Origin of the sequence: Bacillus sp. AFS040349 (assembly GCF_002577655.1) — a bacterium.
GTDB lineage: Bacteria > Bacillota > Bacilli > Bacillales > Bacillaceae > Metabacillus.
Genome location: NZ_NUMC01000104.1, coordinates 15,887 through 30,633, shown reverse-complemented (window position 1 = coordinate 30,633; position 14,747 = coordinate 15,887). Strand labels below are relative to the sequence as shown.

Here is a 14,747-nt window from a genome sequence, read left to right as displayed (position 1 = left end):
CAATTATACGGACTTAATCTCTTCCAGCAGAAAGATGTGTCCCGATACAGGGGGAATCGGGACAGAAAGGGTCCTCCAGCAGAAAGATGTGTCCCGATACAGGGGGAATCGGGACAGAAAGGGTCCTCGGTCAGAAAGAAGTGTCTCGATACAGAGAGAATCGGGACCGATCCGGGAGAAATGATCAGCAAAGAGTCTCGATATAAGGGAATCCAGATTGGAGCTGGTGTTAATACTCGAATCACCTATCGAAAAACGCATGAACTTCTGAATATCACACCCTATAGGTACTCTAACACTAGGTATCTCGAAAACACACATTGGTTCAAATTATAATAAACTCTACTATTAAAAAATACGAACTATTGTTCCGCCAAATAATCCCATATGATATAATTGAAAAAAACGCTTGGAGTGATTTCTATTTTTAAGCTGGAGGAAATGTTTGAAGGCGTTAGCTCCTCTTCTTTAGAAAGAGAAAAGAGGAGATTAACAGAATTATATAAACTGAACCTCATCAATACTCCAAATGAAGAGTCATTTGATCGCATTACAAGGTTAGCCAGCAGGATCTTTCAAGTTCCTGTTTCATTAATAACCTTATTAACCGAGGACAAGCAATGGTTTGAATCATGCGTTGGTCTCACTGGAAGCCTTTTAGAAGAACGCTCAACAGAAAAGAGAGGCTGCCTTCTGTCAGTATGTTGTATTAGATGGTAAGCCATTGGTGATTGAAGATGCACTGGAAGACCACCGCTTTAAACATAATCAATTAGTAAAAGAACATCAAATCCGTTTCTATGCGGGTGTACCAATTATGACAAAACAAAACAATATACTTGGTTCTTTATGTATTATTGATGAAAAACCAAGATCGATTAGCGAAGATGAACTTAATAAATTAATAGATTTGAGTTATTGGGTAAAGGCAGAAATTGAGTTAAGATCAGACATTATTGAAAGAACAATGAGTGAACAATCTATTAGATGTTTATACGAAATAACAAGCAATAAAGAGCTAAGCTTTGAGCAGAAATTAAAGAAGTTATTAAGTTTAGGTTGTGAACGCTTCCAGCTATCGGATGGAAATGTTTCAAGAATAATGGGAGATAATTATGAGGTAATTCAAACAACTCATTCAACTGAAATGGTAAATGTTGGAGAAGTTATTTCTCTAGAACAAACATGTGCTTGGATGGTTAAAGAACGTTTAACACCGGTTCATATAAGTCAGTCTGTGCCACTCCATAATCAATCGATGATAAGAGAATATGTTGGTGCACCTATATTTGTTCATGAGCAATTTTACGGTACATTTTGCTTTTATGATGATCATCAGCAGTTTCGTGCAATATCTAATTCAGACATAGAATTTCTCCAGTTGATGGCACAGTGGGTTGGCAATGAACTGGAACGTCGAATTGCTAAGAAAAAGTTAAAGGAAACTCAAGAAAGATTCGAGCAAATCGCTAATAACATTAAAGAAGCCTTTTGGATATTTGATATTCAAGAGAAACAGCTACTATATATGAGTTCTGCATGGCAAGAAATCTCAGGAAGAACAGGTGAAGAATATAATTTGGATGATACTCTCTGGGAAAGGTCCATTCATCCGGATGATCGTGAATATACTTTAGAAAGATTTATGAATATACATGAAAGAGTAGAGTTTGATTATAGATTAACTCACACGGACGGCACAATTCGTTGGGTGAGGAACCAAATTGTACCCATATATAATCAAAAAGGTCATGTTTATCGAATTGCAGGAGTCGCTGAGGATATTACTGAGAAGAAACAAAATCAAGATATCATGAGAAAATCGGATAAGCTAACAGCGGTCGGGCAATTAGCAGCGAGTATTGCTCATGAAATCCGAAACCCTTTGACCAGTATAAAAGGGTTTATGCAGCTAAAAGATGGCTATTCCTATCCATACAAGGAATTGATTTTGACTGAGCTTTTACAGATGGAAGAGTTTGTGAACGAAATTCTTATTCTTGCAAACTCTCATCTTGGAACTAAGCGTGAACAAAATAACATTATAGACCTTCTTCAAGAGGTTTTACGTACAAATGAGGAATTAAGCAGAATGCTTAATATTACATTTTGTATCAAATGTCATGCTAGCCAATCTATACCCTGTGATTTAAATCAAGTTAAGCTTGTTTTTCAAAATCTAATAAGTAATGCAATCGAATCAATGCCAAAAGGCGGCATGATTCATATTGAGATTGGGATAGAGGATGAACAATATTTATATATTGCTGTGGCTGATGAAGGTGTAGGCATTTCACAGGAACGAATTCCTACGCTTGGAGAGCCTTTTTATTCTAATAAGGAAAAGGGTAGTGGACTTGGGCTGATGATAAGCTATAGAATCATCCAAAATCATAAGGGGAAAATCTTTTTTACTAGTGAACTTGGTAAAGGAACAACAGTTAAAATATTATTACCTTTAGAATAAAGAAAAGGAGCGGAACCCCGCTCCTTTTTTATTTTCTCATTCTTTTCGGAGTTCTTTCATAAGGAGTACTTAAAAATCTAAGTTGAAGGGGTATCACTAAATAACTGATCAATTTTATGCGCTAATTCGAAATCTAATTTTGTCAAACCTCTGGCAGTCCAGGATGTATAGGTGATAAAAACAGCTTTATACTGAATTTCAATAAAAGGGTGATGATTTGCTTCCTCAGCGAGATGTCCTACCTTTGAAACAAAATCTATTCCGGCTAGATAATCCTTAAATACATATTTTCTAACTATAGAACGCTGATTTTTTAGCTTCCATTTAGGTAATGAAGAAAGCAGTTCCTCAATTTCATGGTCTGTCAATTGCCTCAAGTCCACACCTCCTTTTCATCATGTAATACTATTTTCTCTAAACATATGACAATCCCTTCTAGTAGATATAACTAGATATTTGGTCGTAGTATAATATAGATAGAAAAAGGAAATGGAAATACATAAATGTATATCCTACCCTCTATAACTGTTATGATAGTAGAATGATAAAGTGGTAAAGTACTAAATTATGAAATTAATTTAACTTAATTAAGTTTTTTTATTTGTTAATTAACAGGATATCAATTTATTGTTGTCGAATGGTTTATAGGGAATTGTTTAAGGAGGATACTACATGTCAAATGCATCAAATGGGCAATTAGAAAAGGAACATGAAAAGGGTGATCTTGATACACCTTATGTTGTAGGAATTGGAGCCTCAGCTGGAGGTCTTGAAGCCATTGAGCAATTTTTCCAAAATATGAAATCTAACATAGATGCAGCATTTGTTGTTGTTCAACATTTATCTTCTAAGTATAAAAGCTTTATGCCGGAACTACTTGTAAAATATACTAATATGAAAGTTTTGGTGGCAAAGCAAGGACTGCAGGTTAATCCTAAAACTGTCTATTTATGCCCACCTAATCACTATATTACAATAAATAATCAAGGGCGAATACATTTAGAGACATATCATGAAAGTCAAGTAGTGAATTATCCTATAGATGCGTTCTTAACATCTATTTCTTTATATGCAAAAAAGAAAGCAATTGGTGTGATCTTGTCTGGTAAAGGGACAGATGGAACAAAAGGGTTAAACGATATTCATGAAAGAAACGGACTTTGCATTGTTCAAAATGAAACGGCAAAGTATATGGATATGCCCGAAAGCGCAATCAAATCAGGTGTTGGAGACTATATCATTAATCCTTCAGTGATGCCTGAGCATATTCAAAATTATATAGAAACAAAGCCCGTGGAGTTTAAAGAAACAACATTAAAACAAGTGTTAATGATGATTCATAAAAAAAGTGGTATTGATTTTACCATGTATAAGAAAAACACTGTTATCCGACGAATTGAACGTAGAATGAGTTTATTGGAAGAATCATTCCTTAATCTTGAAGACTATAAAAACTATTTGCTGGCAAACCCTAGGGAGATTCGTTATCTTCAAGAAGATTTACTTATTGGTGTGACTCACTTTTTTAGGGATACTGATGCTTTTTACTATATGCAGCAGACACTTATTCCATCAATGGTTGATGAGAACTTACAGCGTGGCCGAAATAAAATGAGAATATGGGTAGCAGGATGCTCATCAGGTCAAGAAGCATATTCTTTAGCTATTTTATTTAATGAAGAGCTAGAAAAACGAGAAAGTGATATGGATTTGCAAGTGTTCGCAACAGACATTGACCGTGATGCTGTTAAATTCGCAAGTCAGGGCTGCTATTCGGAGCAAATCGTATCAATGATCCCAAAACATCTGCTAATTAAGTACTTTGATAAACAAGGCAGCGATTATCAGGTAAAAAGAGAAATTAGGCAAAAAATTGTATTTGCACCTCATAATATGACGAAGGATTCTCCATTTGTTAATTTAGATATGATAAGTTGTAGAAATGTCATGATTTATTTTCAAACGGAGCTACAGCAAAGAGTGTTGTCATTGTTTCACTTTGCACTAAAGGAGAAGGGCTATTTATTTTTAGGTCCAAGTGAAACAATCGGCAAACTCTCAAATCTTTTCTCCTCTGTTAATAGCAAGTGGAAAGTTTTTAGTAATCAGGTTTCTGATAACCAACATTTTTCCCAAGCATTACTAGCGCCTAAAGAGGTTTCTGGAGATAGTGAGAGAAGGGGTACGGAACATTTACGTGACACAAACAGGTTTCAACATCCTGATGAACTCTATTATTCACTTATGGACGATTTGTTACCTCCGTGTATTGTCATTAATGAGCATAATGAAGTGATTCTTTCTTCCGGGAATGCAGGGGAATATTTAAACCTGCCAAAGGGAAAAGTTAATTATAATATTTTTAATATGGTTCCAACAAACCTATCTGTTGCCATTGGAACAGCCATAAAAAAGGTTCGTGAGGAATTAAGAGAAATTAAATATAAGAATCTTTTAATCAACAAAAATGAAAGCAAACAGGTAAAATTAGTTGTTAAACCTTTAGAAAATGTAAGAAAGGGCTATGTTGCATTATTTATAAAAGACCATATGCCTGACTCTACTACAATAATTAAAGCTGATTCTATGACATTTGATCAGGATTCTGCCTATAATCAAAGGATTTTTGACTTAGAGCAGGAGCTTTACTATACGAAGCAAAGTCTTCAGACAACAATTGAAGAATTAGAAACATCAAATGAAGAGCTTCAGTCAACGAATGAAGAATTAATTGCTGCAAATGAAGAACTTCAAAGTACAAATGAAGAAATGCAATCCGTTAATGAAGAATTAATTACAGTTAATTCTCAGTATGAAAAGAAAATTATTGAACTTACTGACCTTAACAATGATATGGACAACTTGTTAATTAACACCAATATCGCAACCATTTTCTTAGATAAGAAATTAAATATTAAGCTTTATACTCCTGAAGTTATGAAACTTTTCCATGTGATTGATCGTGATATTGGACGTCCGATTTTTCATATATCACATCGACTAGAATGTGATACATTAATGGATGAAATCCAAGATGTGTTAATGACAACAAATTCAATAATAAAAGATTTACCTGCGAAAGATGGAAAGTGGTATAGTGTCAAAATCATGCCTTACCGCACTAGTGACAATATCGTGGATGGTATTGTGATGACATTTATTGATATCACAAAAATTAAGAAGGTAAACCGAGAGCTTCAATTAAGTATGCAAGCTATTGAGCTTAGTCCGGCAAATACAGTATTTACAGACTTCCAAGGGAAAATAGAGTATGCGAATAGTAAATTTGCAGAACAACTTGGGTTAGAGGTTAAGGATTTAATCGGACGTAAGTTAAAAGATATCTATGCAGAATATTATATTGATAGTGATTTTGATTCTCATTGGAAAAAGGTGCGTGCTGGTGAAAAGTGGTCTGGTGAAATATCCTATACAGCTCGCGATGGAAAACAATATTGGGAAAATCTCGCATTAATACCTGTAGAAAATGACGATCATGATGTTGTTCAGATTTTACGAGTTGGAGAAGATGTAACAAATAGAAAAAGCTCAGAGCAAATGCTAATTAAATCTGAAATGCTGTCAGCAATTGGACAGTTGGCAGCTGGCATTGCGCATGAAATAAGAAATCCTCTCACTTCTTTAAGAGGCTTCCTACAGCTAATGATCCAAACCAACACATATCGTAAGGAATACGCTGAAGTAATGATGACTGAGTTTATCAGGCTAGAAGAGATCATTAATGAATTTTTAGTCCTATCCCGACCAAAGACAGCGGCTTTTCAGGATGTAAATATTAATAAAATCATTCAAGATGTTTCAAAAATATGGGGAACTCAAGCCATTCTTAATGACGTTACAATCGAAACATATAATGATCCATTTATTTTTACCATCCAAGGAATTGAAAATGAGTTAAAGCAGGTTTTTATTAATATTGTGAAAAATGGAATTGAATCGATGGAAGGACGACCAGGAAATTTAAAGATTGAAACACGTAAACTGGATAGTGGAGAGGTACTTATCCGCTTTGAAGATAAAGGAAAAGGTATTCCAAAGGAACAACTTGAAAAAATGGGACAGCCTTTCTACACAACAAAGGAAAAAGGAACAGGTTTAGGTTTAATGGTGAGCTTTAAGATTATTGAGAGTCATAATGGGAAAATCGTCTTTTCAAGTGAATTAGATAAAGGCACAACAGTTGAAATTACGTTACCTTTATCTAACTCAGTCGAAGCGGTCTAATAGAGGCATTAAAGTTAAATAAAAATCTATCGAAGAGCGCAGCTCATTTAATTCATCAATAATAACTTCATAGTGAGCACTTTTGCCACTTTCAATGATATCGGGGCGAAGGAGGCTGAGTAAATCCTGTATTTTCTCAAGCTTCCTTGGAAGGTCCTTCATATTATCAGATGAACTTATTAAATTATATATATCTGAATCTGTTAGAAACGGCTGAAACAATGAAATAATTTCTTTTCGATGATGCTGTTCTAGTTGATTTTGGTCAGTCACTGTTAATTGTTCTCGAAGCATATTAACCTGGTGGCTGACTTTTTTTAGATTTTCCCTTAAAGGAATACTTACCACATACAGTAACCCTTCATGATTTTGTTTAATGTGTAATTCGAATAATTCTAATGAATTTCCAATTGTGATCATATTAGCTTCAAATTTTTCCTTCTCCTTTGTGGATAGGAAATATTGGACTTTGTTTCGGCTTTCTTGATCAACAAGATCAAGGAAGTTTTTCGATTTAGAGAAAATTTGATGTGACATTAAAGAGGAATCGATCACATCAAGCTGTGAATTTAAAATAAAAACAGGTACAGGTACGTTTTCAAGAGCGTACATTTGCACACCACACCTTCTTCAAAAGTTAAGCTTCAATCCCAATAAGTTGGCTATTAATAAATGCCGTTAAGTTTTCCAGATTAGGAACAATGAGTGTTTGATTTGATATAAACTTTGATAAATCATATTTTTCTGCTAGTCTACTTCCGAGTATAATCGTTGGCTTATGATCTAACATCTCAAGTGTTTGAATGTATTCTGGTAGATTTTTCAGGTGATGTGAAACTGTTACTGATAAACAAATCACATCAGGCTTAGATTTATTTGCATAGTAAATGGCATGTTGTAACGGTAAATTAGGACCTAAATATTTCACATTCCAAGAGTTTTGTTTAAAAATTGATGCTGCCATTTTTATTCCAACATAGTGCTCTTCACCTTCAATACAGAATAGCATAACCTGCTTTTGACTTCTTATCACTTGCTCATCATTCTGGTCTAAGTGAAAATCGAGTTTTGTTAAAACATAATCAGCTGTTCCTGTAGCTAAATGTTCATCAGCAACACTTATTTCATCAATTTCCCATAGGTAACCTATATAATATAATGCTTCTTTTATCACATTTTCATAGATGTAGAGGGAGGTAAATCCTTCATGTAAAAGCTTCTCAATTAATTTAAATGAACTTACAGTGTCACCAAGTAAAAGAAATTGAGCAAACTTTTTTGTTAAATCAGTCATGCATGTCAATCCTTTCTGATTTAATCTACCTCCTATTATACTCTTTCCTTCATTGTTCTTCATCTTTTAATAGGAAGAAAATAATGGTGAGTTTCGTTATAGTTTCGTAAAGTTATAAGACACAATAGGCTACAAAAGATCAGTTATACTTTCCCTATTTTCGAGCCTCTTAAACTAAATTTTATAAAATAGAGTTGTGCGATTCTACATCTAATACCTTAATTAAAACTTATCGGGCTTAATTTGTGGCGAAAATGTGGACGTATTTAGATAAATTCCATAATTTGAAATATACATCTTTTCTCAATTTGTTTTTTGTGATACATTAATTATTGTAGTTGATAATCAATCTCAACAGCTGTGAATCATAGATAAATACACGTTCTTTTTTTTTATCATTTAATGATAATGATTATCATATGTTAATAAAGTGTGAAATGGCGGCTCTTGGTTTGTCATACTTATATTACATATTTGCTAGATTCAACTTGGAATAATAATTGATTCAATTGTTGTACTAAGAATAAATAGGTTAAGAGGGTTTCAAATGAGATTATGGATGCTAGGAATTGCAACTATCGTCCTGTCTTTTATTTCGCTTTTCATCGGAGCAATTGATATTACACCAATGGATTTGCTTAATTGGGATTCAGACGAAACACATATTTTCCTAATAAGCCGAGTTCCACGATTAATTGCCATTATTTTAGCGGGGGCAGGTATGAGTATTGCCGGCTTAATTATGCAGTCTTTAAGTCGAAATAAGTTTGTATCACCAACAACTGCTGGGACATTAGACGCAGCAAGGCTAGGAATTTTAATATCAATGCTATTTTTTACGAATGTCACATATACCCAACAAGTTATTTTTAGTTTTGCTTTTTCATTGGCTGGAACATTCATATTTATGCAGATTTTGGATCGTATAAAATTTAAAGATGTTATTTTCGTTCCATTAATTGGAATTATGTATGGGAATATTTTATCTTCCATTACAACTTTTTTAGGGTATGAAGCTGATCTACTTCAAAACCTCTCTTCCTGGCTCATGGGGAGCTTTACTTTGATTATTTCTGGTCGCTATGAACTTTTATATGTTAGTATTCCAGCCGTTATTTTAGCTTATATTTATGCGAATAAATTTACAGTAGCCGGAATGGGAGAAGATTTTGCGAAGAATCTAGGCTTAAGTTATAAGCTGATTCTAAATATTGGTCTTATTCTTGTTGCAATTATTTCAACAACAGTTGTTCTCACTGTTGGGGTTATTCCATTTTTGGGACTAATTGTACCAAATATTGTTTCTCTTTATTTAGGTGATAATTTACGCAAAACAATACCACATACCGCGGTATTGGGGGTTGTTTTCTTATTAATCTGTGATATTTTAGGGCGGATCATTATTCACCCTTATGAGATTCCAGTTAATGTAACAGTGGCAGTGATAGGCAGTGCGATCTTCTTAACGATGCTACTTAGGGGGAGAGCATATGCGAAATAGAACAAAACTGATTTTATTAGCAGCTATTGCTATTGTATGTATCTTGTTTTATGGCTTTTACGATATAAAGGGCGGCTTTGACTATGCCTTTCCAAAGCGTATGCTCCGAGTTTCAGCAATGATTGTAACTGGTATTGCCATCTCTTATTCAACTGTTGTATTCCAGACAATCACACATAATCGGATTTTAACACCTTCTGTTATGGGACTTGATTCGATGTATCAAGTCGTACAAACATTAATTTACTTCTTTGCGGGTTCCATGTCAGTTTGGGTGTTAAATAAATACTTAAACTTTGGTGCAGCAATTCTTGCAATGGTAGTGTTTGCAATGCTTTTATATCGCTTTTTGTTTAGGGCTGATAAGCATCCAATCTATTTTCTACTACTAATAGGGATGATCATAGGTACACTTCTTGGAAGTTTGGTAACATTTCTACAAGTATTGATTGATCCAGTTGAATATTTAAGTCTTCAAAGCCGTTTGTTTGCAACCTTTACAAACGTAAAGGCTGAGTTGTTGTTTATCTCAATTGGTATTCTATTCTTTGCCTTTCTTTATGGCTACCTTATTATGGGGAAACTGGATGTTATGTCACTTGGCCGGGAAAATGCTATGAACCTTGGGATAAACTATGACAGTATGGTTATGAGAATTTTAATTTTATCATCTGTTTTAATCGCAACATCAACAGCGCTTGTTGGACCAATTACATTTTTTGGACTAATTGTTGCAAATCTTTCCTATCAATATTTGGTTACATATAAACACTCTATTCACATAATAGGTGCGAGTTTAATTAGTATTATTGCACTTGTTGGTGGACAATTCCTTGTGGAGCATATCTTTGAATTACGCACAACGTTAAGTGTCATTATTAACTTTATCGGTGGAATTTACTTTATTTATCTATTACTTAAGGAAAGTAGGGCAGCAGGATGATTGAAATCAAAGGATTAACAAAACAATTTGGTAAAAAGCCTGTTGTAGAGGATGTTTCAGTTACGATCGAGCCGGGAACCATTACATCGTTTATAGGGCCGAATGGAGCTGGTAAGTCAACACTTCTTTCTATGGTGAGCCGCTTATTAGAAGCAGATACAGGTGAAGTACTACTCGACCAAAACAATGTGAAGAAGTGGAAGTCCTCAGAATTTGCGAAGAGAGTATCTATTTTAAGGCAAGCAAACCACCTAAACGTTCGATTAACAGTTCGTGAGCTAGTTGCGTTTGGTCGCTATCCGTATTCGAAAGGACGTTTAACAGCTGAAGATGATAAATTTGTTGATCAAGCGATTGATTATATGAATTTAGCAGAGATGCAAGACAAATTTTTAGATGAATTATCAGGCGGTCAGAAGCAAAGGGCATTTATTGCAATGGTCATTGCCCAGGATACTGATTATGTTTTATTAGATGAGCCTTTAAATAATTTAGATATGAAGCATTCAGTTCAAATTATGAAAATTTTACGCAGATTAGTTGATGAACTTGGAAAAACAGTTGTTATCGTTTTGCATGACATTAACTTTGCATCTGTTTATTCAGATCGTATCGTTGCATTGAAGAATGGTAGATTAATGAAAAACGGGCCGACTCATGAAATCATAAATTCTGATGCCTTACGTGAAATTTATGATATGGATATTCCTGTTCAAGAGCAGAATGGATGCAGGATTTGTGTTTATTTCAATTCACATACGTAAACACAAGAGATAAATAAAGGCTACCTAAAGAAATCAATTAGATTTCTTTAGGGTTTTGCTTATTAAATATTGTCATTATATTGATTTTTTAGAAAAAAATTGAAAATAAATGATGAAAAGTAGTTGACTTAAGAGAATTAATAGATCATAATGATAATCGTTATCAGTGATAATGATTATCATTAACAATATAATTTATAAAAGGGAGAGATACTCAATGAAAAAAACGAATTTATTCATTGCATTGTTAGCAGCCATGGTATTAATGCTTGCTGCATGTGGTTCTAACGAAGAAGCTTCAACGGAACCAGCAAAAAAGGAATCAACTGAAACAACTGCAGCAGAAGGTGAATCAGAAGAAACTGCAACTGGGGAAGAAGGTTCCGCTTATCCAATGACTGTATCTCCAACGGTTGCATCAGTTGAAGGTGAAGAATCAGGTTCTATTAATTTTGAAGATGTAGAATTTGAGAGTATGCCAGAAAAAATTGCTGTTTTTGATTATGGTTTCTTAGATACATTAGATGCACTGGGTGTTGAAGGAATTGTTGGGGTTGCGCAAGATACTAGCATTCCGGCTCATCTTGAAGAATATGCTTCTGATGAGTATACAAATGTTGGTGGTCTGAAGGAACCTCTACTAGAAGATCTTGCTGAGCTAGACCCTGATGTAATCTTTATCTCTGGTCGTCAATCAGCTTTTTATGAAGAGCTAAAAGAAATTGCTCCTGTAGTATTTATTGGTACTTCTCAAGAGGAATATTGGAACACATTCTTATCTTCAGTAGATTTAGCAGCTAAAATGTTTGGTAAAGAAGCTGAAGCTGAGGAATATGTTGCAAAAATTGATTCAGCTTTAGAAGAAGTAAAATCTTTAGCTGGGAACTATGAAACTTCATTAGTAACAATGTACAACGAAGGTAAATTAGCTGGTTTTGCAACAAACTCACGTTATGGCTATATTTATGACATTTATGGTTTCAAACCAGTTACAGAAGATATTGAATCTTCTTCTCACGGCTCTAATTTTGGCTTCGAAGCAATCTTAGAATTCAATCCAAAAGTGTTATTTGTCATTGACCGTACAGCAGCTATTGGAGGAGAATCTAATATAGATGCTGATATGGAAAATGATATTGTGAAGAAAACTGATGCATATCAAAATGAAAAAATCGTTTACTTAGATGGTCCATTATGGTACCTAAGTGGCGGAGGCTTACAATCTGAGCTTGCAAAAATTGAAGAAGTGTTAGCTGAATTAAAATAATTGATAATGTAAAGGACTGTCTAGAATGGTAGTGAAAGCTATCTTTAGACAGTCCTTTTTTGTTTTTGCTAAATTAATCAAACGTTTGTTTAATATATCCTTGGTAATATCATACTAGTAGAAAATGCTATGGAGGCTTCAATGAAAACACTTATTATTTTAGCACACCCTAGTAAGAATAGTTTTAATGCTTCCATTTCTTATGAGGTGGAAATGCACTTAACCAATAAAGGTCATGAGGTAAGAGTTCGTGATCTATATGCATTAAAGTTTAATCCTGTTTTGGAGGAAGATAACCACACTAATTTTTCACAAAATAAAATAATAGAAGAAATTATAGAAGAACAAAAGAAAATCTTGTGGGCAGAAAACCTTGTGTTTATCTACCCAACATGGTGGTGTGGTATGCCTGCAATATTAAAGGGATATTTCGATCGAGTGTTTACAAATGGATTTGCATTCAGATATGAGCATTTAAAGGGTGCTGAAGGTTTACTCAAAGAAAAAAAATGTGTTGTGTTTCAAACAACAAGTCAGACCGAGGATTTTATGAAGCCAAACCAGCTTATCTCATCAATGGAAACTTCTATGGATGTGGGAATTCTAGATTATTGTGGAATAAATGTTATTACACACAAATTTTTATATTCTGTTCCAAATGTAGACAAAGAAGCAAGAGAAAAAATGCTTAAGGAAGTAAAAAGTATTGTAGATATTTTATAATTTATTAATTTTATCCAATCTGCTAAGTCGCTTATTATAGCTATGCTTAACTATGTTATAATTTTTATAACATTAAAGGAAAGCGTGGTAGTAATCGTGAAAAAGCTATCATATCTATTAATCGTTATAGGATTAGGAATCGTAGGCTATGCAGGATGGGAGATTTTTGATACTAAAATGCAAACATCGAATTCATTAGCTGAAGCGAAGTCTATTGTAGAATCACCGCCTGACAAAGAAATATATAAAGAAGAAGATGGTACCTTTAAACCGCCAATAGGTGAGGCGATTGGAATCCTGCATATCCCAAGATTAAATGCAGATTTACCTATCGTAGAAGGAACAGATCCTGATGATCTCGAAAAAGGCGTCGGCCATTATAAGGGAAGCTATTATCCTGATGAAAATGGACAAATTGTTTTGTCTGGACATAGAGATACCGTGTTTCGTAAAGCGGGTGAGTTAGAAGTTGGCGATACATTTGAAGTTATAGTACCATATGGAAACTTTGAGTACGAAATTACCGAAACAAAAATCGTTGAAGCCGACGATTTAAGTATTATTACTCTTCAAAATGAGTATGAAGAGCTTTTAGTGACGACTTGCTATCCTTTTAGCTATGTTGGGAATGCTCCACAACGTTATATTATTTATGCAAAAAAGAAAGAAGTATAAGAAGAAACGATTTAGTATGTCATGCTGACTGTGCTAAATCGTTTTTTTATTGTAGGTGTTTTATGGTGCCAATTGCTCTGATTCAAGGATTAGTTTTTTTCGGTACACTATTTTTGATAATGTAACACTAAATTCATATAGAAGAACTAACGGCACAATAACCAGAATATCTGAAATGAAGTCTGGGGGGGTAATAAGTACCGAAACAACAATTAAGAAAAAATAAGAGATTTTTCTTGATTTTGCAAGCCTCTGTGGATTAATGATCCCAAGTCTCGTTAAAAACATAATAATAGCAGGCATTTCAAATAAAAAGCCAAAAGGGACGGTTAGATTAATCATGAATCTAAAATATTTATCCACTGTGAAAAATGTTTCGAACTGATCGCCTGCAAGTGATTGGAGAAAGGATAAGACAATAGGAAACAGCAGAAAATACCCAAATGCGATTCCTGAAATAAACAAAATGAAGATACCGGGAATAAAAGCTAATGTTACTTTTTGCTCTTCTTTTCTGAGACCAGGCTTAACAAAAAGCCAAATTTGAAATGCAGCAACAGGAATTGTGAATGTAATTGCACTGATTCCTGCAATAGCCATGTAGATCCATAGAATATCACCAGGACCTAAGATTGCTAGTTTATCATTTAGATCTTTTACTAAGAAATGATGAATATCTTGAACGAATAAGAAAGAGATGATGAGAAAAAGAAGAAATGAAGCTAAAGTAATAATTACCCTTTTTCTTAATTCACTTAAATGATCAACAACGTTCATTTCAGTAAGATCCACTTTTTACAACCCCTTTCAGAAGCCTGTATTTAACGAATGATAAAGAAGTAAGCAGGTATGTGACCTGCCTACTTCT

General features: G+C 34.1%; 13 protein-coding genes. 9 read left to right on the top strand and 4 right to left on the bottom strand.

Annotation, left to right across the window (positions count from 1 at the left end):
• The first annotated feature begins 441 nt into the window (after nt 1–441).
• Both COD11_RS20190 and COD11_RS20185 read left to right on the top strand, forming a co-directional pair.
• On the top strand, nt 442–720 hold the full coding sequence (locus COD11_RS20190; protein WP_098798670.1) for a hypothetical protein: 279 nt from the start codon (nt 442–444) through the stop codon (nt 718–720).
• A 7-nt stretch (nt 721–727) separates the two neighbouring features.
• Nucleotides 728–2,467, top strand: coding sequence for an ATP-binding protein (locus tag COD11_RS20185; RefSeq protein ID WP_255301658.1), 1,740 nt, complete (start codon nt 728–730; stop codon nt 2,465–2,467).
• A 77-nt stretch (nt 2,468–2,544) separates the two neighbouring features.
• Here the strand turns inward: COD11_RS20185 and COD11_RS20180 are convergent, their stop codons facing one another.
• Entirely contained in the window at nt 2,545–2,844 is a 300-nt protein-coding gene (locus COD11_RS20180; protein WP_098798668.1) for a 4a-hydroxytetrahydrobiopterin dehydratase, read from the bottom strand.
• Nucleotides 2,845–3,139: 295 nt separating this feature from the next.
• Between COD11_RS20180 and COD11_RS20175 the strand changes: the two genes are divergently transcribed.
• Nucleotides 3,140–6,712 carry a CheR family methyltransferase gene (locus COD11_RS20175; protein WP_098798667.1) on the top strand — a complete coding sequence of 1,191 codons (3,573 nt, stop codon included), beginning with the start codon at nt 3,140–3,142 and terminating at the stop codon, nt 6,710–6,712.
• On the opposite strand, the gene COD11_RS20170 is transcribed toward COD11_RS20175, so the two are convergent.
• Entirely contained in the window at nt 6,695–7,324 is a 630-nt protein-coding gene (locus COD11_RS20170) for a hypothetical protein (protein ID WP_098798666.1), read from the bottom strand. The genes COD11_RS20175 and COD11_RS20170 overlap by 18 nt on opposite strands.
• Before the next feature lie 25 nt (nt 7,325–7,349).
• Nucleotides 7,350–8,006 (bottom strand): cobalamin B12-binding domain-containing protein, encoded by a 657-nt coding sequence (locus tag COD11_RS20165; protein WP_176551166.1) that lies wholly within the window; start codon nt 8,004–8,006, stop codon nt 7,350–7,352.
• Between the two features lie 547 nt (nt 8,007–8,553).
• Here COD11_RS20165 and COD11_RS20160 point away from each other — a divergent pair.
• The 6 genes from COD11_RS20160 (at nt 8,554) to COD11_RS20135 (ending at nt 13,879) form a co-directional block, all read left to right on the top strand.
• On the top strand, nt 8,554–9,507 hold the full coding sequence (locus COD11_RS20160) for an ABC transporter permease (RefSeq protein ID WP_098798664.1): 954 nt from the start codon (nt 8,554–8,556) through the stop codon (nt 9,505–9,507).
• Nucleotides 9,497–10,450 carry an iron chelate uptake ABC transporter family permease subunit gene (locus COD11_RS20155; RefSeq protein WP_098798663.1) on the top strand — a complete coding sequence of 318 codons (954 nt, stop codon included), beginning with the start codon at nt 9,497–9,499 and terminating at the stop codon, nt 10,448–10,450. The genes COD11_RS20160 and COD11_RS20155 overlap by 11 nt, the downstream gene beginning before the upstream one ends.
• Nucleotides 10,447–11,214 carry an iron ABC transporter ATP-binding protein gene (locus tag COD11_RS20150; protein ID WP_098798662.1) on the top strand — a complete coding sequence of 256 codons (768 nt, stop codon included), beginning with the start codon at nt 10,447–10,449 and terminating at the stop codon, nt 11,212–11,214. The genes COD11_RS20155 and COD11_RS20150 overlap by 4 nt, the downstream gene beginning before the upstream one ends.
• Before the next feature lie 217 nt (nt 11,215–11,431).
• A complete protein-coding gene (locus COD11_RS20145; RefSeq protein ID WP_098798661.1) occupies nt 11,432–12,481 on the top strand; it encodes a siderophore ABC transporter substrate-binding protein in 1,050 nt (349 codons plus the stop codon).
• 141 nt (nt 12,482–12,622) lie between these two features.
• Nucleotides 12,623–13,204, top strand: a complete 582-nt coding sequence (locus tag COD11_RS20140) for an NAD(P)H-dependent oxidoreductase (protein WP_176551165.1) — start codon at nt 12,623–12,625, stop codon at nt 13,202–13,204.
• 93 nt (nt 13,205–13,297) lie between these two features.
• Nucleotides 13,298–13,879, top strand: coding sequence for a class D sortase (locus tag COD11_RS20135; protein WP_379053214.1), 582 nt, complete (start codon nt 13,298–13,300; stop codon nt 13,877–13,879).
• A gap of 60 nt (nt 13,880–13,939) precedes the next feature.
• Here COD11_RS20135 and tatC read toward each other — a convergent pair whose 3' ends face one another.
• The gene (gene tatC, locus COD11_RS20130) at nt 13,940–14,656 is read right to left on the bottom strand and encodes a twin-arginine translocase subunit TatC (protein ID WP_483296306.1); all 717 of its coding nucleotides are present in this window, start codon (nt 14,654–14,656) and stop codon (nt 13,940–13,942) included.
• Nucleotides 14,657–14,747: the final 91 nt, after the last annotated feature.